Annotated in this window: 19 protein-coding genes; 8 read left to right on the top strand and 11 right to left on the bottom strand. The window is 65.3% G+C overall.

What is annotated here, in order from left to right; genetic code table 11:
- Together AC5P88_RS04800 and AC5P88_RS04805 are read left to right on the top strand one after the other, a co-directional pair.
- Positions 1 to 867: a sugar phosphate isomerase/epimerase family protein gene (locus AC5P88_RS04800; RefSeq protein ID WP_495224460.1), complete on the top strand. Its 867-nt coding sequence runs from the start codon at positions 1 to 3 to the stop codon at positions 865 to 867.
- Between the two features lie 27 nt (positions 868 to 894).
- Positions 895 to 1182 carry a c-type cytochrome gene (locus AC5P88_RS04805; protein ID WP_106549292.1) on the top strand — a complete coding sequence of 96 codons (288 nt, stop codon included), beginning with the start codon at positions 895 to 897 and terminating at the stop codon, positions 1180 to 1182.
- 10 nt (positions 1183 to 1192) lie between these two features.
- On the opposite strand, the gene AC5P88_RS04810 is transcribed toward AC5P88_RS04805, so the two are convergent.
- The 5 genes from AC5P88_RS04810 to AC5P88_RS04830 all read right to left on the bottom strand — a co-directional run bounded on the left by AC5P88_RS04810 (position 1193) and on the right by AC5P88_RS04830 (position 5888).
- A complete protein-coding gene (locus AC5P88_RS04810) occupies positions 1193 to 1936 on the bottom strand; it encodes a 3-keto-disaccharide hydrolase (RefSeq protein WP_428993028.1) in 744 nt (247 codons plus the stop codon).
- Between the two features lie 14 nt (positions 1937 to 1950).
- On the bottom strand, positions 1951 to 2526 hold the full coding sequence (locus AC5P88_RS04815) for a gluconate 2-dehydrogenase subunit 3 family protein (protein WP_106549290.1): 576 nt from the start codon (positions 2524 to 2526) through the stop codon (positions 1951 to 1953).
- Entirely contained in the window at positions 2526 to 4211 is a 1686-nt protein-coding gene (locus AC5P88_RS04820; RefSeq protein WP_106549289.1) for a GMC oxidoreductase, read from the bottom strand. Before AC5P88_RS04820 ends, AC5P88_RS04815 begins: the two co-directional genes overlap by 1 nt.
- Positions 4212 to 4238: 27 nt before the next feature.
- Complete coding sequence (locus tag AC5P88_RS04825) at positions 4239 to 5144, bottom strand: hydroxypyruvate isomerase family protein (RefSeq protein ID WP_495224461.1); 906 nt, start codon at positions 5142 to 5144, stop codon at positions 4239 to 4241.
- A gap of 201 nt (positions 5145 to 5345) precedes the next feature.
- Positions 5346 to 5888, bottom strand: a complete 543-nt coding sequence (locus AC5P88_RS04830) for a single-stranded DNA-binding protein (protein WP_279914260.1) — start codon at positions 5886 to 5888, stop codon at positions 5346 to 5348.
- 293 nt (positions 5889 to 6181) lie between these two features.
- Between AC5P88_RS04830 and AC5P88_RS04835 the strand changes: the two genes are divergently transcribed.
- The 4 genes from AC5P88_RS04835 to AC5P88_RS04850 all read left to right on the top strand — a co-directional run bounded on the left by AC5P88_RS04835 (position 6182) and on the right by AC5P88_RS04850 (position 12520).
- The gene (locus AC5P88_RS04835; protein ID WP_286075237.1) at positions 6182 to 7210 is read left to right on the top strand and encodes a LacI family DNA-binding transcriptional regulator; all 1029 of its coding nucleotides are present in this window, start codon (positions 6182 to 6184) and stop codon (positions 7208 to 7210) included.
- A 207-nt stretch (positions 7211 to 7417) separates the two neighbouring features.
- Positions 7418 to 7876 carry a GNAT family N-acetyltransferase gene (locus AC5P88_RS04840; RefSeq protein WP_106549286.1) on the top strand — a complete coding sequence of 153 codons (459 nt, stop codon included), beginning with the start codon at positions 7418 to 7420 and terminating at the stop codon, positions 7874 to 7876.
- Between the two features lie 144 nt (positions 7877 to 8020).
- Positions 8021 to 8923 carry an ABC transporter ATP-binding protein gene (locus AC5P88_RS04845; RefSeq protein WP_106549285.1) on the top strand — a complete coding sequence of 301 codons (903 nt, stop codon included), beginning with the start codon at positions 8021 to 8023 and terminating at the stop codon, positions 8921 to 8923.
- Between the two features lie 12 nt (positions 8924 to 8935).
- A complete protein-coding gene (locus AC5P88_RS04850) occupies positions 8936 to 12520 on the top strand; it encodes a M1 family aminopeptidase (protein WP_495224462.1) in 3585 nt (1194 codons plus the stop codon).
- Between the two features lie 109 nt (positions 12521 to 12629).
- Here the strand turns inward: AC5P88_RS04850 and AC5P88_RS04855 are convergent, their stop codons facing one another.
- On the bottom strand, positions 12630 to 12944 hold the full coding sequence (locus AC5P88_RS04855) for a hypothetical protein (protein ID WP_495224463.1): 315 nt from the start codon (positions 12942 to 12944) through the stop codon (positions 12630 to 12632).
- A 225-nt stretch (positions 12945 to 13169) separates the two neighbouring features.
- On the opposite strand from AC5P88_RS04855, the gene AC5P88_RS04860 reads away from it, so the two are divergent.
- The gene (locus tag AC5P88_RS04860) at positions 13170 to 14069 is read left to right on the top strand and encodes a hypothetical protein (RefSeq protein ID WP_495224465.1); all 900 of its coding nucleotides are present in this window, start codon (positions 13170 to 13172) and stop codon (positions 14067 to 14069) included.
- 10 nt (positions 14070 to 14079) lie between these two features.
- Positions 14080 to 14454, top strand: a complete 375-nt coding sequence (locus AC5P88_RS04865) for a hypothetical protein (RefSeq protein WP_495224466.1) — start codon at positions 14080 to 14082, stop codon at positions 14452 to 14454.
- A 129-nt stretch (positions 14455 to 14583) separates the two neighbouring features.
- Here AC5P88_RS04865 and AC5P88_RS04870 read toward each other — a convergent pair whose 3' ends face one another.
- The 5 genes from AC5P88_RS04870 to AC5P88_RS04890 all read right to left on the bottom strand — a co-directional run bounded on the left by AC5P88_RS04870 (position 14584) and on the right by AC5P88_RS04890 (position 21142).
- Positions 14584 to 15042: a GNAT family N-acetyltransferase gene (locus AC5P88_RS04870; RefSeq protein ID WP_495224467.1), complete on the bottom strand. Its 459-nt coding sequence runs from the start codon at positions 15040 to 15042 to the stop codon at positions 14584 to 14586.
- A 140-nt stretch (positions 15043 to 15182) separates the two neighbouring features.
- On the bottom strand, positions 15183 to 15569 hold the full coding sequence (locus AC5P88_RS04875; protein ID WP_106549280.1) for an SseB family protein: 387 nt from the start codon (positions 15567 to 15569) through the stop codon (positions 15183 to 15185).
- Positions 15570 to 15750: 181 nt separating this feature from the next.
- The gene (locus AC5P88_RS04880; protein ID WP_495224468.1) at positions 15751 to 17466 is read right to left on the bottom strand and encodes an alpha-amylase family glycosyl hydrolase; all 1716 of its coding nucleotides are present in this window, start codon (positions 17464 to 17466) and stop codon (positions 15751 to 15753) included.
- Positions 17466 to 18953, bottom strand: coding sequence for an MFS transporter (locus AC5P88_RS04885; protein WP_495224469.1), 1488 nt, complete (start codon positions 18951 to 18953; stop codon positions 17466 to 17468). Before AC5P88_RS04885 ends, AC5P88_RS04880 begins: the two co-directional genes overlap by 1 nt.
- Entirely contained in the window at positions 18950 to 21142 is a 2193-nt protein-coding gene (locus AC5P88_RS04890) for an MGH1-like glycoside hydrolase domain-containing protein (protein WP_495224471.1), read from the bottom strand. Before AC5P88_RS04890 ends, AC5P88_RS04885 begins: the two co-directional genes overlap by 4 nt.
- Between the last annotated feature and the right edge of the window lie 212 nt (positions 21143 to 21354).

A 21354-nucleotide genomic window follows, 5' to 3' on the forward strand; every position in this document is an offset into this window, starting at 1 on the left:
ATGAAAACCCCTGTCCGCAGAGCCGCAGCCCTCGCACTCCTGCTGCTCACGGCACTGCCCGGCTTCGCCGGCGAAGCCGGCGCCGCGCAGAAGCCCATCGCAGTGCAGATGTACTCACTGCGCAGTGCCGGCTCGCTCGACCAGCAGTTGAAGATCGTTCACGACGCGGGCGTGCGCGCGGTGGAAACGGTGGGGACCCAGGGCGTCAGCGCCAGCGAACTCAAACAGTTGCTGGACAGGTATTCGATCAGGGCGATCTCCTCGCACGTTGCGCTGGCCGAGCTGCGCAGAGATCTGTACGGCGTGGTGGCCTTCAACCGATCGATCGGCAACACCACGCTGGTGGTGCCCTACCTGGATGCGAAGGACCGGCCCACCGATGCCGCAGGCTGGACCGCACTGGGCCAGGAGCTGGGCCGGCTTTCCAAACAGGTTCGGGCCAAGGGCATGCGCCTGGCCTACCACAACCACGACTTCGAGCTGGTCGACTTCAACGGAAGGACCGGCCTGGAACTGCTGTTCGCTGCTGCCGGCCCCGACCTGCAGACCGAGCTGGACCTGGCCTGGGTGGCACGCTCCGGACACGACCCGGTGGTGATGCTGGGCAAGTTCCGCGACCGCCTGTTCGCGGTGCACGCCAAGGACAATGCGCCCAAGGGCCAGGCCGAGGACGAAGGTGGATTCGCCGCCGTCGGCCAGGGCGTGCTGGACTGGGACGCGATCCTGCCGGCCGCAGCCGCCGCCGGCGTGCACTGGTACATCCTCGAACACGACGAACCGCGTGATCCGGCCAAGGTGATCCAGACCGGCGCGGACTACCTGCGTGAACACCTGACCGTCAGCCCGCACGCCAGCGCACAACGCTAGCCCGCGAAGGAGCCCCGCTTGAAGACGATGCTGAAACTGGCTGTGATGCTGTGTGGCGCGACGCTTGCCACCACTGCCTGGTGCAAGGACGATCCTGCCGCCGGCGCCAAGCTCTACAGCGCGAACTGCATGGCCTGCCATGGCGCCGATCGCGCCGGCATGCCGGGGGCGTTCCCCGCGCTTACGGACGTCAGCAAGCGGTTGGATGCCGCGCAGATCAAGGACAAGATCAGGAAGGGCGGTGGACTGATGCCGCCCTTTTCCCAGCTTTCGCAGCAGGAGATCGACGACATCGCCAGTTACCTGGCGAAGTAGTCAGGTGGGATCAGAGTTCCCGCACCCAGATGTTGCGGTAGCTGACCCTGGAATCGTGCTCCTGCAGATAGATCGGCGCGCAGGCGTGGGGTGAGTACGACGGTGCGCCGATGTACTCGGTCTTCCCCGCCAGCACGGTGTCATCCTGCACCAGCACGCCGTTGTGCAGCACCGTGATGCGCGCAGGCGAGACAAGCCCGCCACCCGGCGAGAAGCGCGGTGCCTTCCAGATGATGTCGTAGGCCTGCCACTGGCCCGGTGCGCGCGAGGCATTCACCCGTGGCATCGCCTGCTTGTAGATCGAGCCGGCCTGTCCGTTGGCATAGGTCGGGTTGTTGTAGCTGTCGAGCACCTGCAGCTCGTAAAGTTCCTGCAGGAAGATGCCGCTGTTGCCCCGGTTCTGGCCGTCGAAGCCCTTCGTCCCGGTGGGAGTACGCCATTCGACATGCAGCTGGATATCGCAGAAGCGTTGCCGGGTGCGGATGCCCTTGCTGCCCGGCACCACGGTCATCGCGCCGTCGGCGATCTTCCAGGGCACACGACCGCCCTGCTCTGCCTCCCATGCGGAGGCATCCCTGCCATCGAACAGCACGATCGCATCGGATGGCGCCTTGCCTGGGGGCGTCGCCACGACTGCGGGCACAGGGGTCCATACCTCGGTCTTCTTCGGATCGCGTGCAGGATCGGCAGCATCCTGTGCGAGGGCTGGTGCAGCGGCCAGCAGGCTGGCCGCGATCAGCAGCGGCTTGATCATCATGCTGCGCTCCATCAGCTGGTCCCCCATGCAGGTGTGCCGGGGGTATAGGCCAGGTCGCCGTCGTAACGCCCAGGCACGGCGACGTACTGCAGCACCCCGGTCGCACCGACTTTGGAAGTGAAGAAGCCGAAGATGGCCAACTGCTTGAGCATCGTGAAGTAGTGCGGCATCGCCTCGCCCTCTTCAGGAGTACCGGTCTCGGTCACATCGGCCTTGCGTACCTTAGCCTCCGCATCCAGAACACGCAGCAGTTCGGTACGGGCTTCCGGCGTGAGCGATACGAACCGGCCACCCGCGCGCTTGTCGATGTCGGCCAGCCCGGCGCGGAACGTCGCCTGCTGCCGGGCGGTGTAGCAGTCGCTGACGAACGTCGCCATGAACGCACCGGCGCCCGCGTCCTTCGCCCCGGGTGTCCTGGTCCGCGGCAGGATGGTCTCGGCGATCTCGTCCAGCGTGCCGATTTCGGCATCGGAGAACGCGGCCATCGCGCCCGCCGCTGGCGCTTTGCCATGCACCAGCGCCGGCAACCCGACCATCGCCGCACCGGTGGCGGCCACGATCATCTTCAACAGTTCGCGACGATCCATCACAGGTTCCCCGCTTTCAGTTCGCGCACGGCGTGGTCGGCAGCGCGCGCTGTCAGCGCCATGTAGGTCAGCGAAGGATTCACGCAGGCGCTGGAGGTCATGCAGGCGCCGTCGGTCACATAGACGTTGGGGGCATCCCAGACCTGGTTGTGCGCGTTCAATACCGAGCTCCTGCGGTCACGTCCCATCCGCGCCGTTCCCATTTCATGGATGCCCTTGCCCGGGGCGTAGTCGTTGTCATGCATCTTCACGTCCTTGACGCCGGCCGCTTCCAGCATCTCGGCCGCGTCAGCGGCCATGTCCTTGCGCATCGCCAGTTCGTTCGCGCGCAGCGCAACGTCCATCGCCAGCACCGGCAACCCCCACTTGTCCTTGCGCTCGCGGTCGAGGCGGATGGTGTTGTCGTGGTGCGGCAGCATCTCGCCGAAACCGGTCATGCCGATGCGCCAGTCACCCGGCACGGTCAGCGCCTCCTTCAGGTCGGCACCGATGTTCAGCTCGGCAATCTCGCGCGACCATCCGGTGCGGCTGGCACCGCCCTGGTAGCCGAACCCACGCAGGTAGGCGCGCTTGTCGGCAGCGACGTTGCGGAACCGCGGAATATAGAAACCGCAGGGACGGCGGCCGAAGTAGTACTTGTCTTCGTAGCCCTCGACCCGGCCCGAGGCACCCGCACCGAAGTGGTGGTCCATCACGTTGTGCCCGAGCTCGCCGGACGAGGAACCCAGCCCCCCGTCCCAGATATCGGTGGCCGAGTTCATCAGCAGCCACGTCGAGTTGAAGGACGATGCGTTGAGGAAGATCACCTTGGCCGTGTACTGGTAGGTCTGCCCGGTTTCGGCGTCGATGACCTCCACGCCGCGCGCACGCTTGCGATCCTTGTCGTACAGCACTTCCTTGACGATCGAGAACGGACGCAGCGTCAGGTTTCCGGTCTTCATCGCCGCCGGCAGTGTCGCCGCCTGGGTCGAGAAATAGGCACCGAAGGGACAGCCCAGGATGCACTTGTTGCGGTACTGGCAATTGACGCGGCCCTGCTCGGGCATCGGCTTGGTGATGTTGGCGGTGCGCGAGTGGATCATGTGCCGCGTTCCGCCGAAGGCCTTCTTGATACGTGCGGCCACATCCTTTTCGACGATGTTCAACGGGATCGGCGGCAGGAACTCGCCGTCCGGCAGCACATCAAGTCCCTCGCGCGTACCGGCGATGCCGGCGAACTTCTCGACATGGTCATACCACGGCGCGATATCGGCATATCGGATCGGCCAGTCGGCGGCGATGCCGTCCTTGAGGTTCGCCTCGAAATCCAGATCGGAGAAACGATAGCTCTGCCGGCCCCACATCAGCGAGCGACCACCCACGTGGTAACCACGGAACCAGTCGAAGCGCTTGGTCTCGATGTAGGGCGATTCCTGCTCATTGGCCCACATCCCTTCCAGGTTCTCGGCCAGGCCGTAGTCACGCATCAGCACCGGGAACTCGGCCTTCATCGCCTGCGTTGGACGGTTGCGGTGCGGGAAATCCCACGCCTCCTTCATCGCGTTCACGTAGTCCTTGACGTGCTCGATGTTGCGACCGCGTTCCAGCATCAGGACCTTCAGGCCCTTTTCGGTCAGCTCCTTCGCCGCCCAACCGCCACTGATTCCCGAGCCAACAACAATGGCGTCGTAGTGATTATCTGCCATGGGTTTCTCACCTGGGTGGATATCGTTTCAGACGTCGCAGAGGCGGATCGCCTCGCGCAATGAGCCAACGGGATCGGGCGCCGCAGGCATGAACTCCTGCGCCAGATACCCATCGAAACCGGTGTCGCGGATCGCGCGACAGATGGCCGGATAGTTGAGTTCCTGCTGGTCACCGATCTCATGCCGGCCCGGCACACCGGCGGTGTGGTAGTGCTTGAAGAACGCGTGGTGCCTGCCGATGGTGGCGATGATGTCGCCCTCCATGATCTGCATGTGGTAGATGTCGTAGAGCAGGCCGAAGTTGTCCGAGCCCAGCCGCTGGCACAGCTCCACGCCCCAGGCCGAGTGGTCGCACAGGTAGTCGCGATGATCGACCCTGGAGTTCAGCAGCTCCATCACCAGCACAACGCCACGCTTCTCTGCGTGCCCGAGGATGCGCTTGATACCGGCCTCGGCATTGGCAATACCTTCCTGCGGGTCCATGCCGTTGCGGTTTCCCGAGAAGCAGATCAGGTTGCGATAGCCTGCGTCGGCGACCAGGTCGATGTGCCGCGTGTAGCGAGCCACCAGTTCATCGTGGAACTCACGGCCGGCGAAGCCCTTGGTCAGGCCCAGCTCCGCGCCGTTGCACATCGAGCTGTACACGCCGTGGGCCTTCAATGTCGGCCAGTCTTCCGGGCCAACCAGGTCGATGGCGGCGAAGCCGATGTCCTTCACCGTCGCGCAGAGCTGGGCAATCGACAGCTGCGGGAAGGTCCAGCGGGCCACGGAGTGCTTCAGGTTGCCCTTGAGTGGGGCAGTGGCGGCGAATGCAGGCAACGTCCCCGCGGTTGTCGCGGCCCCCAGGCCAATGCTTCCGGCAACTGCGATGCGCAGCGCATCGCGCCGCGTGAGCCCCCTCGAAGGAGCCGGTCTGATCGAATGGATGGACATCCACCTTCCGGCCTCCCAACCGGTATCAAACGCAACGATTCACAGCAATGCAATCGATTGCACCATAGGGGAGGAAATTGTCTGTTTGCAAGTCGCGGTGCACGAAAATCGATGCTGCGGGGCACAACTCAGGAGGAATCGCGGGAAAAGAAAAGCCCCGCATGAGCGGGGCTTTCTTTTCTGCTGCGAACGAACGTTCGATCAGAATGGAATATCGTCGTCAGCGAAGTCGTCCATCGGCGGCGCCTGCTGCGGCTGCGGGCGCTGGTTGCCGCCCTGGTTGCCATAACCACCGCCCTGGCCGCCACGCTGGCCGCCGCCACCGCCACCGTATTCCTGGCGCGGGGCCTGCTGGCGCTGCGGGCGATCGCCGCCGTAGTTGCCGCCACCGCCACCACCACCGCCTTCACCGCGGCCGCCCAGCATCTGCATTTCGTCGGCGACGATATCGGTGGAGTACTTCTCCACGCCGTCCTGGCCGGTGTACTTGTCGTAACGCAGGCTGCCTTCAACGTAGACCGAGCTGCCCTTGCGCAGGTATTCGCCGGCGATCTCGCCGAGCTTGCCGAAGAACACCACGCGGTGCCATTCGGTGCGCTCCTGCTGGTTGCCATCCTTGTCCTTGCGGACGCTGGTGGTGGCCAGGCTGATGCGGGTGATCGCCATGCCGCTCTGGGTGTACTTCACGTCCGGGTCGTTGCCGAGATTGCCGACCAGGATGACTTTGTTGATGCCGCGCGCCATAGGTACCTTCGTCCGTTGTCCAGGGGCAGACCGCCAGTGATAGCACAGCCCCGGGCAGGGGTGCAGTACGCTGGGCCGCCCCTGGTGAAATTTGGGGGAATGCGAGAACGACGCATCTTACCATTGCCGCCGCCATCCGCCCGGTCAGGAGATCCCGACCGCATCGAAGGATCAGGCTGATTTCCTTGTCCGGCAATGACTTACCTTCCCCCCGACGAACCCCTGCGGGGGCATTCGCGTCTGCCCATGGCATCATGCCCGGGCACCTTCCACCTGGCCCCTTCCACCCGCACATGACCATCAAAGGCAAAGCCACCTCCCTGGACATCGCCCACCTGGCCGGGGTCTCCCAGCCAACCGTGTCGCGGGCCCTGCGCGGCAGCCCGATGGTCAATGCCGAGACCCGCGAGCGCATCCTGCGCATCGCCCGCGAGCTGAACTACAAGGTCGACAAGAATGCCTCCAGCCTGCGCCTGCGCAACGCCGGCACCTTGGCCCTGCTGTTCTTCGAAGACCCGACCAACGACGATTCGCTGATCAACCCGTTCTTCCATTCGATGCTGGGCTCGATCACCCGTGCCTGCGCCCTGCACGGGCAGGACCTGCTGGTCTCGTTCCAGCAGCTGTCAACCGACTGGCAGGCCGATTACGAGGACAGCAACAAGGCCGACGGCATCATCCTGCTCGGTTACGGCGACTACCACGAATCACGCGACCGCCTGCAGCGGCTGGTCGAACAGGGCACGCATTTCGTGCGCTGGGGCGCGGCCCTGCCCGGCCAGCCGGGCGTGTCGATCGGCAGCGACAACTTCCAGGGTGGGCACGACATCACCACCCACCTGCTGCAGCAGGGCTGCCGCCGCATCGCCTTCCTCGGCCATGCGTCCAGCCACTATCCCGAATTCCAGGAGCGCTACCGCGGCCACGTCGCGGCCTTGCAGGAACATGGCCTGGCTGCGGAACCGGCACTGCAGCACGATGCGATCACCACCGAGGCCTCCGGCCAGGAGGCCTGCCAGCTGCTGCTGGCGCGTGGCGAGCCGATCGATGCGATCTGTGCGGCCAGCGACCTGATCGCCATCGGCGCGATCCGCGCCCTGCGCGAAGCCGGCCTGCGGGTGCCCCAGGACGTGGCGGTCACCGGCTTTGACGACATCCCGCTGGCAGCCTCCGTTTCCCCTGCGCTGACCACTGTGCAGCAGGACACCAAGCAGGCCGGGCAACTGCTGGTGGAGCGCCTGCTGGCGCTGATCGGCCGACAGCCGGTGGACAGCCAGAGCATCCCGGTGAAGCTGGTGGTGCGCGAATCGTCACTACGCTGAGGCCGCTGCCTCGGCTATGCTGCATCCCACCGCCGGGCGCGCCCCGGCACCGCACGCCCTCTTCGGGAGAAGGCCTTTGTCCTCCGTCAGCATCCACTTCCCGCACCGGTAACGGCGGCGAACGGCATGCTGCGTCACGATTGACGCCCGCGCCCCTCCTCGTACCGGTCATGCCCGCTTCGGGCACTTCCACCTGTCGAGGTTCCCATGCTTTCACCTGTTTCCGCACTTGATCTGCGCGCCCTGTTGTCACGCCCCTGCTCCGCGGACGATGCCATCGCTCCGCTGCCCGTACTGACGATGCTGGCCGACCTGGCCGAGCGCATCGAAACGCTGTTCGCGCCCGCGGCCTGGCAGGTCGTGGATGCCGGCCAGCCAGTTGGCCTGTTCTCACTGACCCGCCCGCCGGAGCAGGGCGTGCTGGATATCGGCTATGGCATCGCCCCGGCACATCAGGGACGGGGCCTGGCGGGCCGGGCACTGGCCGAACTGGTGGCCTGGGCGCGGCACGATGCGCGCGTGTGCTGTCTCACCGCTGAAACGGCTGTGGGCAATGCACGCTCGCAGGCGGTACTGCGCCGCAACGGCTTCATGGTCACCGGTCGGCGCATCGACGCTGAAGACGGCCCAGTGGTGTGCTGGCAGCTGCCGGTCAACAACGACTGACGCAGCTGCGGGAGCGGGCGGTGGCCTCCACCGCCCCTCCCAACGCACAACCGCAGGCGCCTCCCCCCATGACCAACGGCGGATGCGCAAGGAGGCCGATGCGCGGATAACGCGCAGATTCGCCCATGGAAAGGTGTACGTCGCATGCTGAAGATCGATTCGCTGTCCAAGACGTACGCCAACGGCGTGCATGCCCTCAACAACGTCAGCCTGGATATCCCGCGCGGCATGTTCGGCCTGCTCGGGCCGAACGGCGCGGGCAAATCCTCGTTGATGCGCACCCTGGCCACCCTGCAGGAAGCCGACAGCGGCTCGGCCGTGCTCACCATCCCCGGCGAAACTCCGATCGACGTACTGCGCGACAAGGATGCGGTGCGCCGCCGGCTGGGCTACCTGCCGCAGGATTTTGGCGTCTACCCCAAGGTCAGTGCGCTGGACCTGCTTGAGCATTTCGCGGTGCTGAAGGGCCTGACCCAACGCGCGCAGCGCCGCGAAGTGGTCGATGGCCTGCTGCAGCAGGTGAACCTGTGGGACGCGCGCAAGCGCAAGCTGGGCACCTTCTCGGGAGGCATGCGCCAGCGCTTCGGCATTGCCCAGGCGCTGCTCGGCGACCCGCGGCTGGTGATCGTCGATGAGCCCACCGCCGGCCTCGACCCTGAGGAACGCAACCGCTTCCTCAACCTGTTGGCGGCCATCGGCGAGAACGTGGCGGTGATCCTGTCCACCCACATCGTCGAGGACGTGACCGACCTGTGCCCGACCATGGCGATCATGAACAAAGGCCAGGTACTGCTGACCGGGCGCCCGGCCGACGCCATCGACGCGCTGCAGCAGCAGGTCTGGCGCAAGCAGGTCGATCCTTCTGAACTGGCCGACCATGAAGCCCGTTACGTGGTGCTGTCGACCCGCCTGGTGGGAGGCCGCCCGGTGATCCACGTGCACAGCGCCAACGACCCCGGCGATGGCTTCGCGGCCGTGGCTCCCGACCTTGAGGACGTGTACTTCCAGCGCCTGCGCCTGCAGGCCCGTAGCCGCGCGGCAGCCTGAGCGGAGCACGCCATGATCCTCAACTTCTTCCGCTTCGAGCTGCGCGAGCAGCTGCGTTCCCCGCTGCTGTGGCTGCTGGCCGGGCTGTTCGCCCTGCTCGCCTTCGCCGCGGCCTCCAGCGACGCCGTGCAGATCGGTGGCGGTACCGGCAACGTGCACAGCAATGCGCCGACGGTGATCGCGCAGATGCTGGGCATCTTCACCCTGCTCGGCATGCTGGTCACCGCGCTGTTCGTCAGCAATGCACTCCTGCGTGACTTTGAGCTGGGCACCGCCGAGCTGATCTTCGCCAGCCCGGTGAAGCGCCGCGATTACCTGGCCGGGCGCATCGCTGCGGCACTGGCGTCCGGACTGCTGGTCTACGTGCTCATCGCGTTCGGCCTGTGGCTGGCGCCGTTCATGCCCTGGGTCGATCCCGAACGCATGGGCCCGATCAGTTGGCAGGGCTATGCATGGACCTTTGCAGTCATCGTCATTCCCAACCTGCTGTTCACCACCGCGTTGCTGTCGCTGCTGGCCGCGGTGACCCGCTCGATCCTGTGGGTCTACATCGGCCTGGTTGCCTACCTGGTGCTGTTCGGTGCCAGCGCGGCCCTGCTGCGCGACATCGACAACACCTGGATCGCGGTACTGAGTGAGCCGCTTGGCATGCGTGCGCTGAGCCGCACCATCCGCTACTGGTCCACCGCCGAACGCAACAGCGGCATTCCGGCGCTGACCGGCTACCTGCTTGCCAACCGCGCCCTGTGGCTGGGCGTGGCCGCGGTGCTGTTCGCTGCCACGTTCGCGCTGTTCCGCACCGAACGCAGCGGCAGCGGCCGCCGGCGCTGGGGCCGCAAGCCGACGCTGGCGGCCGCCGATGCGGTGACCGTACGCCCTGCCCGCGCAGCCCTGCCGCACGTGGTACCGGCGTTCACTGGCAGCACGGCGTGGCAGCAATTCCTTCGCCAGGTGCGTTTCGACACCGGCGGCGTACTGCGCAGCGTCCCGTTCATCGTGCTGCTGGTGCTGGGGCTGGCCAACTTCCTGCCCAGCGCCCTGTTCCGGCAGACGCTGTACGGCACCTCGATCTGGCCGGTCACCTCGCAGATGATCATGGGCCTGCAGGGCGCCTTCAGCTGGCTGCTGATCATCATCGTGCTGTTCTTCGCCGGCGAACTGGTCTGGAAGGAGCGTGGCGCGCGCATCAATGAAGTGACCGACGCCATGCCGGTGCCGAACTGGGTGCCGCTGCTGGCCAAGTTCACCGCGCTGGTGGCGGTGATCGCCTGTTTCCAGGCTGCCGGCGCGCTGGCAGCGATGAGCGTGCAGCTGGCCAAGGGCTACACGCACCTGGAGCCGTTGCTGTACCTGCGCAGCCTGGCGCTGGATTCGGTGGTGTACGTGCTGATGGGCGGCATGGCGCTGGTACTGCAGGTGCTGACCAACAACAAGTTCGTCGGTTACGCGCTGCTGATCGTGGTGATGATCGGCCAGGGCGTGCTGGGCATGCTCGACTACACGCAGAACATCTACAACTTCGGCAGCTGGCCGATCGCTCCCTATTCGGACATGAACGGCTACGGCCACTTCCTCACCGGACAGCTGGCGTTCCAGGGCTATTGGGCGTTGTTCCTGCTTGCGTTGATGTGCGTGGCCTCCGCCTTCTGGGTGCGCGGTGTCAGCCAGGGGCTGCGCCAGCGCCTCGCCCTGGCCGGCCGCCGCCTGCGTGGGCCGACCGGTGCCTTTGCCGCAGTGGCCGCCCTGGCCTTTGTCGGCGTCGGCGGCTGGCTGTACTGGAGCACCAACATCCGCAACGAGTTCCTTTCTCCGGATCAACAGCTGGACCTGCAGGCCCGCTACGAGCGTGAGCTGTCGAAGTATCGCAACCTGCCGCAGCCGCGCATCGTGGCGGTGGACAACCGCGTGGACCTGTTCCCCGAATCGCAGTCGATGGTGATCGATGCGAACTGGACGATCCGCAACCTGCACGCGCAGCCGATCCCGGAACTGCATGTCTCGATGGGTGATGACAAGCAGCTGGTGGCGGCCGATCTTGGCGGACAGAAGCTGACCTTCCACGACAAGGATCTCGGCTACCGCATCTACCGGCTGGACACGCCGCTGCAACCGGGCGAAAGCCGCAGCGTGCATTTCCGGGTAGTGCAGAAGCCCAACGGCATCACCGCCGGCCAGGCGCCGAGCAACATCGTGGACAACGGCACGTTCTTCAACAGCCGCGTGCTGCCGTCGTTCGGTTACAACGAAGGCGCGGAGATCACCGACCGCAACGAGCGGCGCAAGCGTGACCTGGGCGAGCCGCGGCGCATGCCCAAGCTGGAAGATGAAGCCGCGCGCGCCAACACCTACATTTCCAACGATGCCGACTGGCTCGATTTCCGCACCACGGTGTGCACCGCACCGGACCAGGTTGCGCTGGCCCCGGGCTATCTGCAGCACGAGACCACGGTCAATGGCCGGCGCTGCTTCAGCTATGCCATGGACCGGCCGATGCTGAACTTCTATGCCTACCTGTCGGCGCGTTGGGAGGTACGCAAGGGCAAGTACAAGGACATTCCGATCGAGGTCTACTTCGACCCGGCACACGGCTACAACGTGGACCGGATGATCGAGGCGGTGCAGAAGTCACTGGCCTACTACGAAGCCAATTTCACGCCGTACCAGCATCGCCAGGTACGCATCATCGAGTTCCCAGGCTATGCGCGCTTCGCGCAGTCGTTCGCCAACACCATTCCCTACTCCGAGGCCATCGGTTTCATCGCTGACCTGCGTGACCCGGACAAGGTGGACTACGTGTTCTATGTGACCGCGCACGAGATCGCACACCAGTGGTGGGCACACCAGGTGATCGGTGCCAACGTGCAGGGCGCCACGGTGCTGTCCGAGTCGCTGTCGCAGTACTCGGCGCTGATGGTGATGGAGCAGGAATACGGCCGCCAGCACATGCGCCAGTTCCTCAAGCGCGAGCTGGACGGCTACCTGTCCGGGCGTGGTGGCGAGGCCATCGAGGAGCAGCCGCTGGAGCGCGTGGAGAACCAGCAGTACATTCACTACCAGAAGGGGTCGCTGGTGTTCTACCGGCTGCGCGAGGAGATCGGCGAGCAGGCGCTGAACCGGGCGTTGAAGCGCTTCCTGCAGGACAAGGGGTACCAGCAGCCGCCGTATACCACCTCACGCGAACTGCTGGCCTACATCCGCGCAGAGACTCCGGCCGATCGCCAGCAGCTGGTCACCGACCTGTTCGAGAAGATCAGCTTCTACGACAACCGCGTGATGGCCGCCAGCGCCCGCAAGCGCGATGACGGCCGCTACGACGTGACCCTGGACCTGCACGCGGCCAAGCAGTATGCCGACGGCAAGGGCCAGGAAAGCGACGGCACGATGGACGACTGGATCGAGATCGGCGTGTTCGCCAACGGACCTTCAGGCAAGGAACGCGACCAGAAGGTGCTGTACCTGCAGCGCCATCACATCACCAGTGCCGAGCCGAAGATCACGGTGACGGTGGACGAGAAGCCGGATGAAGCGGGCTTCGACCCCTACAACAAGCTGATCGACCGGGTGAGCGACGACAACCGGCGCAAGGTGACGATGTGAGGCAGCGGGGCGCCGGCCTATGCGCCGGCGCTCCACGCAACATGTGCGGGCTTGGCTTACTGTAGTGCCGAGCCATGCTCGGCACATTGTCCACGATAGCCGCGAAGGTTCAGCGCACCAGGGACTTCGGCCCCAGCAACGCCAGCAGCACGAAGACCACGATCGAGGCGACGGTGCCCAGCGCCGCCGGCACCCCGAATGCCCACGCCGAGCGGCCCTGCTGGCGTGCCCACTGCGCAAGATGCCAGGCCGCGCCCAGGTTGATCAGCCAGGCAATGACGAACATCGGCCACAGCACCATGCCCACCGCGCGCAGCAGCGGTATGGCCACCAGCGCGGCAACGATCGCCGAGATCAGGAAGATCAGGGCGGAGCGCGAATGGCGTGGTGTGGCCATGGTCACGTTATCAACCACCAGAAGCATGGAGTCCGCTTCCAGAATAGCGCCGACTGACCTTGGATGCAGCAGTTGGCCCCATCGGAGCCAGATTGGATGCCTGACATCAAGATCCTCGGATCTCTGACGAACTGCACGGCGGATACCGATACGCGGCAATCGCCACGAAGCGCAAGGTGAATCAGTGGGAACGCCGTGGATCAGGGAGGTGTACCCGCAGCAGGTACACCCACTCGTCCAAGGAGTCACTTTGTGAAAATGATCTCTGCAGCCACCTTGATTCTGGCAGGTTCCGCGCTTTCCCCGTTTGATGCGAACGCGGTCCAGGTAGTCACCTGTGGCAATTGCACTCAATCCTGGCAATACGAATCCGCTGGCGAGATGGCTCATGGGTTCCGTCGTGGCTGGGAGGTCTACCTCGTGGTCAACCCCAACACCGCCCAAGCGCTTTATGTCACCGTCAACTACATTCCTCCTGGCGAGGTTCCCAAGCGCTTCCCCCAAGCCTCTCCCCAAGGCGATTTGGCAGTCGCTGCTGACATCAACGTTCCAAGCTGGCGCCTACCGAGCCAACCGGTGCTGACCCGGTATGGGCAAGGTGACTTCGACAGCAGTTCACAGGGTTTGGCAGACACCGAACGACTTCAGCTTGAAGCGATTGTCCGCATGTCGAAAGAATGGGTGTTCATAAAACCCGCAAATGACAGCGGCTACTTCTCTAGCCTGCATGTCGCAAACCAATTCATTCCAGCAGTGGATGATGCGATCCGAATCGCGCACACGGCAAATAATCCGGCCTGGCAACACGGGCAGATCAATGGAAATCTCCTTGGCTCACTCTTCCGGTCACTCGAGTACTTCTTCGGGAGAGGCGTTGGCGGCTGCCTTCTGATGGACAACGGCGACACCGCTTGCTGGCAGATCAATCCAATGGCGAGAGGAGCGGCTCGACTGATCAAGGGCACGGCCAAAGATGTTTTCGGCCAGGCACTACCTGAATCAGACACCATTAAGAATGGGGGACAGATTGATATTGATATCGACAAGGGGGATTGGCCTCACGAGATCCGCTACAACTTCAGTGGCGGCTATTACCGATGCGGATCGGTAAACGGAAAACTGGATCGCTGCGAATGGATCCGCCCCCGCTAGGAGATCCGTCATGAAGATATGGTTGCAACTGGGAACGCATTCCTTGGTCGCCGTCGCGTTCTCACTTCTGGGGGCATTTCACATCACCCATGGACTCCCCAGCCTGAAGCGCCAGTACAGCGATGATCTCGCGATGTCCGTCCATCTGCTGTTCGACGAGGATGGCGAAGCAAGATCTCATACTGAACTACAGTCCAGGGTCTCATCCCACATCGTCAACATGCTTTTGCTCTCTGCCAGTTCTCAGGGCAAAACGGATGCGGAGAATGCGCGTTTGGCAGCAATCAGCCAACGCGTTCTCGCACAGGACCTCCTGCGATACATCGAGCGTGACGATGTGCGACACAACGCTGTCCTGGTGGCGGGCAACCTGGCTGCCGATTGAGCATTCGATATCCGATGTCTCCAAACCCTGAGGCTACCTCCGTTCCGCCAGCGGTGAGCCTGCGCTCCCGTGCTCATTACAACGGGCGCATTCAGTTCACTGACTGGACGGAGCACCAAGGCACTTCTCTTACAGTGAACGCACCATCACCAGCACGCGATAGCTGTGGTTGTCGGCTTCCTGCAGTGGCTCCCAGCCCAGCCGCGCATACAGACCACCGTCCAGGGACTCGGTCTGCAGGTAGAGATCGGAAACCCCCATCCTCATCGCCTGCGCGGCCGCCTGCTCGACCAGAGCGCTGGCCAGTCCACGCCCACGATGACTGTCGGCCACGAATACGCTGCCCAGCCAGTGCTCGTACTGCGGGAACGCCTGCATCTCGCGGCGCTTGAGCTGGACTGCGCCGGCCATCTGCCCATCTTCGAATGCGGCGATCAGGTGCGGGAAGCCTTCGGCGTCCTGCGGCGGGCTGAGCCGCTGCAGTTCCTGCTCCAGCGACAGGCCCGCATCCCGGCCCCATTGCGCGTGGTACCACTGCGCCAGCTGTTGCCGTTCCGGCGCGCCGCTGGGTAATACCCTGAATTCCATAGCTGAGCCTCGATCCTGATGTCATCCAAGGGGATCACGTACGACGCTCGAAGGAAAGCCTTCTGTAGCGTCGAGCCGTGCTCGACTGATCTGGCATTGTGCGAACGGCAGCCGAGCATGGGCTCGGCTCTACAGGACAATCAGCCCTGGGCGAAGTCTTTCAGGATTTCGCCGATGCCGCTGGGCGAGATCTCGAAGCCCAGCGACGTGCCGGGGTTGATCACGACACCGTACCCGCCCGGTACGCGGCGCAGCACGTCCAGCATCAGCCAGCGGATCTGGTGGGGGACCTGCTGGCTGTAGATGCCCACACGCGCAGGGTCGGTGAACACGGCCACGTGCAGGGTGCCCTGCTTGTCGAACAGCAGCGGGTCGAAGCCGCTGCCGTCGGGGGTGACCAGGCTACCGGTCAGCAGCACCACCTCGGAGGCGACGAAGGCCTCCATGAAGGCGCGGATCGGCACTGCCCCGTCCATGGCCGCCTTCAGCAGGGTTTCGATCGGGGTCTGCGGGGCGAGGTCGGTCATGGCGGTACGGCGGGGCGTGAGGGGTGCCTATTGTAGGGTCGAGCTTGCTCGACTGCTCGAAGAGCGTGCCAACCAAGGTTGGCACCTACCAGAGCGGGAGTGCCAACCAAGGTTGGCACCTACCAGAGCGGAGGTTGGCACCCACCAGAGCGGTAGCGCCGGGCCATGCCTGGCGGCTCCTTCAGCGCCCAAGCCGCTGGTCCCGCGCCCGCTGGTCGGCCATCGCCTTGTCCAGTTCGGCCTGCAATGCCGGCTGCTGAACTGGCGCATCCAGCACGTAGACCTTCACCCCATGCGCGGGCACTTCTGCCTTCAGGGTGCCGTCCACGATCAGCGAACCACCGTCCAGCGCATTACGCCACGTGCCTGCCTGCAGGTAATGCCCCACCTCGAAGGTGCGCGCCGCATCGCCCTTGTTCAACAACACCAGCGCCGTCTGCGTCACGTCACCGTGCTGCAGCACGCGGAAGAACACCGCCTCGTCGCCCTGCAGCCGCTCGTTCACCTGCAGGCCACGCTGCAGTGCCGGGGTCGCTTCACGCAGTTTGGCGATGCGCTGCAGCGGCGTGAAGATCGGGCTCTGTGGCGCAGCGTCCACGCGCGGTTGGCCGAAGTAGGCACGGTTGCCGGCATGCTCGGCGCGGCCGCGCATGAAGCCGGTTTCCGAGCCGTAATAGACCACCGGAATACCCCGTGCGGTGAACAGCCAGTTGTGCGCATCGATGAAGCCGCTGTCGCTGGCCTGCAGGCGCGGCATGTCATGGTTGTCGTAGAAGCTCATCAGCTCATACGGGTTGGCGTACGGACCACCGCTCAGGTGCAGCGGCTCGGCCAGCGTCTCAAAGCCCTTTCCGGCGGTGCCGAAGGTCTGCTCCAGAGCACCGCGCAACGGGAAGTCGAGCACGCTCACGTTCGCATTGGCCGGCCAGGTGTGCTCGGCGATGCGCGCGGCATCGTAGTCGAACGCTTCGCCGAACATGAACATGCCCGGATGCTGCGCGCGGATGCGCCTGACGAACTCGTGCCACCAAGGGTGCGGCAGCCAGCCTATGGTGTCGATGCGCAGCGCATCCACGCCCTGCGCGGTCCACTGCAGGTAGGCGCCAACCAGGTAGTCCATCACCGCCGGATTGTCCTGGTTGAAGTCGGACAGCTCGGCCAGGTTGCCGTCGAAGATCGATCCGTCCTTGCTGTCGACCGGACCGATATTGTTGTAGAACGCGTGCAGCGGGTTGTGCTTCGGATCCAGCTTCTGCGGCGGCAGGTTCTGGTGGTCGGCAATCAGCTTTCCATCCTTGTCGAAGATCTGGCCGAACTGCGGCTGCCGCGTGGGCATGGTCCAGGCCGGCGAGCCGTGGTTGCCAACGATGTCCAGCACCACCTTCAGGCCGGCGCCGTGCAGGCCCTTGGTCAGGCCAGCGAAGTCCAGATCCTTGCTGGGCAGGTGCTCATCGAGTTTGTAGAAGTTGATGCCCCAGTAGCCGTGGTACCCAGTCTTGCCGCGATCGGTCAGCGTGCTGGTGCAGCTGATCGGCTTGCTGCCGGTGAAGGCTTCGTCCGGGTTGTCCACGATCGGCGTGATCCACACCGCGCCGAAGCCGAGGTTGCGGATGTACTGCGCATTGTCGAGCACGCCGCGGAAGTCACCGCCGAGGTAGCCGATGTTGCCGTCCACTTTGTCCGGGCACGGCACCGGGATATCGAAGGTGCGGTGCTTGCCGCCCTGGTCGCGGTGATCGTTGGACGGATCGCCGTTGACGAAGCGGTCGGTGACCACGAAGTACACCGCATCGCTGGCGAACGGCTCGGTGGTACCAACGTAGTCCGGGCGCGGTGTGGCCACGGCCTGGCCGGCGAACAGGGCAAGGGAAACAGCAACAGCCAACGCAGCACGCATCACACCACCTCCGGACGGGACGGAACCCGCAGCACGCACAGGCCGGCGACGAACAGGCTGCAGCCGCCCAGTACCAGCACATGCATCGGCTGGCCCCCCAGCCACGCGCGCAGGGCAAAGCCGAGCGCGCTGGCCGCGACCAGCTGCGGGATCACGATGAAGAAATTGAAGATGCCCATGTACACGCCCATCTTCGACGCTGGCACGCTGTCGGACAGCAGTGCATACGGCAGCGACAGGATCGACGCCCAGGCGAAACCAACGCCGACCATCGACAGCAGCAGCCAGTGCGGATCCCGGATGAACATCAGCGAGACCAGCCCCGCTCCGCCCAGCCACAGGTTGACCAGGTGGCTCCAGCGCAGGCCGATGGCACGCACCATCGGTGGAATCAGCACCGCGGCCAGCGCAGCGAAGCCGTTGTATGCGCCGAACAGCACGCCCACCCAGTTGGCGCCCTCGTTGTAGGCCGCCGTCTTTGGATCGGCCGAACCGAAATGGACACCGGCCACCGCCGCGGTGGTGTAGATCCACATTGCGAACAGCGCGAACCACGAGAAGAACTGTACCCAGGCCAGCCGCCGCATGGTCACCGGCATCGCCCGCAGATCGCCGACGATGGCGGCCAGCATATGCGTGGCAGGCAACACGCGGGCCACGGCCAGCAGCACGCCATAGCCTGCACACAACCCCGCCAGCACGTACAGCATCCTGTCACCCTGGCGCCAGGCGATCAGCAGGGCCAGCAGCACACCCAGCCCCAGCCACAGCGCCACCTGCGTCCACGGTGCCGGTCCGCTGACCACGCGCGCGGTATGGTGCGAAGGTGGCTCGGCATCGTCGAATGCGGCCAGCTGTGCCGGCGAGTACTCGCGTGTGCTCACCACGGTCCAGGTAATCGCCGCCAGCAGCACCACCGCGCCGAAGTAGAACGCATAGCGCACGGTGTCCGGCACTTCACCGGCAGCCGCCGTATTTGCCACGCCGAAGTGGGCGAGGATGAACGGCAGGAAGCTGGCGACGATCGCGCCCACGCCGATGAAGAAGCTCTGCATGGCATAGCCGGTGGGGCGCTGCCGCGGTGCCAGCTGGTCGCCGACGAAAGCGCGGAACGGCTCCATCGATACGTTGATCGAGGCATCCAGCACCCACAACGTGCCGGCGGCGATCCACAACGTCGGCGAGTTCGGCATCACCAGCAGGGCCAGCGTGGTCAGCACCGCACCGATCATGAAGAACGGGCGACGGCGTCCCCAGCGCGTCCAGGTGCGGTCGGACAGGTAACCGATCACCGGCTGCACCAGCAGGCCGGTGAGCGGTGCGGCGATCCACAGGCCGGGCACCGCTTCGATGTCCGCGCCCAGCGTCTCGAAGATGCGGCTGGCATTGGCGTTCTGCAGGGCGAAACCAAACTGGATGCCGAGGAAGCCGAAACACATGTTCCAGATCTGCCAGAACGACAGCTGCGGTTTGGCGGGACGATTCATCGTGCGTCCTCGTCCAAGGCAACCTGCGCCACCTTCAACGCCTGCACCCACGCCTGGTTGAGCACGCCGTCGCGCCCACCCTTGCCGCCGGTGTAGTGCGCGAAGTGTTCAAGCGCGCTCATGTTGAAGCCCTCCTCAAGCGCTACCGTACAGCGGCCCTTGGGCACCGCGAACGTCGCCGCCGTGGAGTCCTGCACGGCCACGCTATGCGGCATCGCAACCGTGTGTCGTTGCACTGGCTGGCCCGCGCACTGCAGTACCAGCTGCTTCACCGCAGCGGTGACGCCGGTATTGATCGGCCCGTTTGGATTGGCGTACTGCAACCGCAGCCGTACGTGTCCAGCCTTGGCCGAGGTGAACTGCCAGCGCTGCTCTCCTTTCAGCCGCTGCTCCGGCCCGACACAGACCGTCGGGCCGTGCAGCGATTCCAGCCCGCCTTCGCGGCGCGTCAGGCTGAGGCAGTGCTGCAGGCCATCGTCGCTGATGCGCGCCACGCCGTTGCTGGCGGTGACTGCCTGGCCGTCCTGCCACAGCACGTGATGCGCGGCGACCTGAACGTCCCAGCCCGCGCCCTTGCGCAGGGCCTGCGGCGCCACCGGTGTGGCCGGTGCACGCGCGTTGGCATCCGCCGTCGTGGTCGCAAAACCGGTCGCTGCCGGTGCGGCGATCAGCTGCACGGTCGTGGTGGTGCCGCGCGTGGTGGTCCTGCCCGCCACCAGCAGGCCGTCGCCCACGGTCTGCGGGCGCTCCAGCACATAGCGCTTGTCGTTGGCTTGCAGCGTGATGCTGCGCTGCGTGCCGAACAGCTCCGGCACCAGCACCGCCGGCAGCTTGGGTTGCACACGGCCATCGTCCTGCACGCCGAATACACCTTCGACCACCATCGACAGGTACCCCGCCACCGACCACAGCTGCCGTTCGGAATTGACCACCGGGCCGCTGAGCGCGCCTTCATCGACATGCACAGCCTGGGTGACCAGCTCGTAGTTCTCCATGTTGGAGCCGGCCAGCGCGGCACCCTGCATCATCGAACGGATCTCGGCGGCGATGCGCGGCGCATCATCCAGCTGCCGCGCTGCACGCAGCGAGTAGGCGCTGACGAATGGCCAGATCGCACGGTTGTGGTAGATCGGCTGCTGCGCTTCCTGCGGCCAGACCACCGGGCTGCCAGCCGGCCCGATCGGGTACGCCGCCAGCGCACGGCGCGCACGCTCGGGCGGCAGCACGTCGGCCAGGATGCCCAGCGACAGGCCGAGCAGATCCACCTTGGCATACGGCACCGGGTGCGCGGCTTCACCGATGTAGCTCATGTACAGGCCGATGTCCTCGCGCCAGAAGCGTGCATCGATCTGCTGCGCCAGCGCATCGGCCCGGGCCCTGTATTCGGCCGCACGGGCGTCACCGCGTTGGGCGGCCAGCTGCTCGGCCAGGCGCAGCGCCTGGTAGTGCAGCACGTTGGTGGACAACGCATAGGAATCGCCGATGAAACGCACATCCTCGCGGGTCCAGTCCGGATAGGTCTGCTCGCGCCAGTCCAGGAACGAGGTCTCGCCGCGGTACAGGCCCATCTGCGCGTCGAACACCATCGCACGGTCCTGTGCCAGCGTACCCTGCAGCGCCTGCCAGACCTGATCGGCGAACGCCGGATCATCCAGCAGGTGGCGCGCGGCCAGGAACCACACCACGCGGTCGCTGCTGATCGGCCAGCTGCCGCCGGAACCGGTGTCCTGCGCCACGAACAGGCCGGGCGTGTGCCCGTCGCGCGCCGCCGACAACTTGAACTGCAGTGACTTCCGGGTGCGCTGCGGGTCCAGCCGCGCCAGCGCAAGATCGGCGGCGAAGCTGACATCACGGGTCCAGACATAGGGCCAGCGTGCGCCGGTCTGGAAACACTCGCACGGCACCGGCCGGCCTTCGTCGAAGGCAGGATCACGGATCGCGTCCACGCGGTCCTGGTCCATCTCCTGCTGGGCAAGCGCGAACAGTGCATCGAACATCACGCTGCCGGTGCGGCTGCGCATCGGTGCGGCTGCGATCTGGACTGCCCCCTTCGGCGCATGCAGCACGAAGCTGCCGTTGGCAGCGGCTTCGGCGCGCGCGTGGCGGCCGTCGAATTGCAGGTCGGCCGCCTGCGCGGTCGATCCCAGCGCTGCCCCGAGGGCAGCGGTCAGGCAAATGATCTTCAGCATCGAAGCGGCGGACCGGCTTGCGCCCGTCGGCCTCCCTCCCTCTCTGCACGCGTTGTAGGTCCGTACCGTCGTTGCCGGCGGGCGGGCGCGGCCCCTCCCTCAAGGGGCCTTGGCCCCATGGTAGACGCGGGGCTGTCGACTGCGCCCAGCTGCATACGTATTCATGGCGCTGCGCGGTAGCGCGCCGGCTGCGCTGGCTTATGGTCCGGGTC

It is taken from the genome of Stenotrophomonas sp. YJH_SMC_8, assembly GCF_059371315.1.

Bases quoted from the DNA above. Each gene is read 5' to 3' on its own strand.
- AC5P88_RS04855 (WP_495224463.1), bottom strand. From the start codon at position 12,944: ATGCTTCTGGTGGTTGATAACGTGACCATGGCCACACCACGCCATTCG.
- AC5P88_RS04815 (WP_106549290.1), bottom strand. From the start codon at position 2,526: ATGGATCGTCGCGAACTGTTGAAGATGATCGTGGCCGCCACCGGTGCG.
- AC5P88_RS04830 (WP_279914260.1), bottom strand. From the start codon at position 5,888: ATGGCGCGCGGCATCAACAAAGTCATCCTGGTCGGCAATCTCGGCAAC.
- AC5P88_RS04865 (WP_495224466.1), top strand. From the start codon at position 14,080: ATGAAGATATGGTTGCAACTGGGAACGCATTCCTTGGTCGCCGTCGCG.
- AC5P88_RS04820 (WP_106549289.1), bottom strand. From the start codon at position 4,211: ATGGCAGATAATCACTACGACGCCATTGTTGTTGGCTCGGGAATCAGT.
- AC5P88_RS04840 (WP_106549286.1), top strand. From the start codon at position 7,418: ATGCTTTCACCTGTTTCCGCACTTGATCTGCGCGCCCTGTTGTCACGC.
- AC5P88_RS04825 (WP_495224461.1), bottom strand. From the start codon at position 5,144: ATGTCCATCCATTCGATCAGACCGGCTCCTTCGAGGGGGCTCACGCGG.
- AC5P88_RS04870 (WP_495224467.1), bottom strand. From the start codon at position 15,042: ATGGAATTCAGGGTATTACCCAGCGGCGCGCCGGAACGGCAACAGCTG.
- AC5P88_RS04810 (WP_428993028.1), bottom strand. From the start codon at position 1,936: ATGATCAAGCCGCTGCTGATCGCGGCCAGCCTGCTGGCCGCTGCACCA.
- AC5P88_RS04885 (WP_495224469.1), bottom strand. From the start codon at position 18,953: ATGAATCGTCCCGCCAAACCGCAGCTGTCGTTCTGGCAGATCTGGAAC.
- AC5P88_RS04850 (WP_495224462.1), top strand. From the start codon at position 8,936: ATGATCCTCAACTTCTTCCGCTTCGAGCTGCGCGAGCAGCTGCGTTCC.
- AC5P88_RS04875 (WP_106549280.1), bottom strand. From the start codon at position 15,569: ATGACCGACCTCGCCCCGCAGACCCCGATCGAAACCCTGCTGAAGGCG.
- AC5P88_RS04880 (WP_495224468.1), bottom strand. From the start codon at position 17,466: ATGCGTGCTGCGTTGGCTGTTGCTGTTTCCCTTGCCCTGTTCGCCGGC.
- AC5P88_RS04890 (WP_495224471.1), bottom strand. From the start codon at position 21,142: ATGCTGAAGATCATTTGCCTGACCGCTGCCCTCGGGGCAGCGCTGGGA.
- AC5P88_RS04835 (WP_286075237.1), top strand. From the start codon at position 6,182: ATGACCATCAAAGGCAAAGCCACCTCCCTGGACATCGCCCACCTGGCC.
- AC5P88_RS04800 (WP_495224460.1), top strand. From the start codon at position 1: ATGAAAACCCCTGTCCGCAGAGCCGCAGCCCTCGCACTCCTGCTGCTC.
- AC5P88_RS04845 (WP_106549285.1), top strand. From the start codon at position 8,021: ATGCTGAAGATCGATTCGCTGTCCAAGACGTACGCCAACGGCGTGCAT.
- AC5P88_RS04805 (WP_106549292.1), top strand. From the start codon at position 895: ATGCTGAAACTGGCTGTGATGCTGTGTGGCGCGACGCTTGCCACCACT.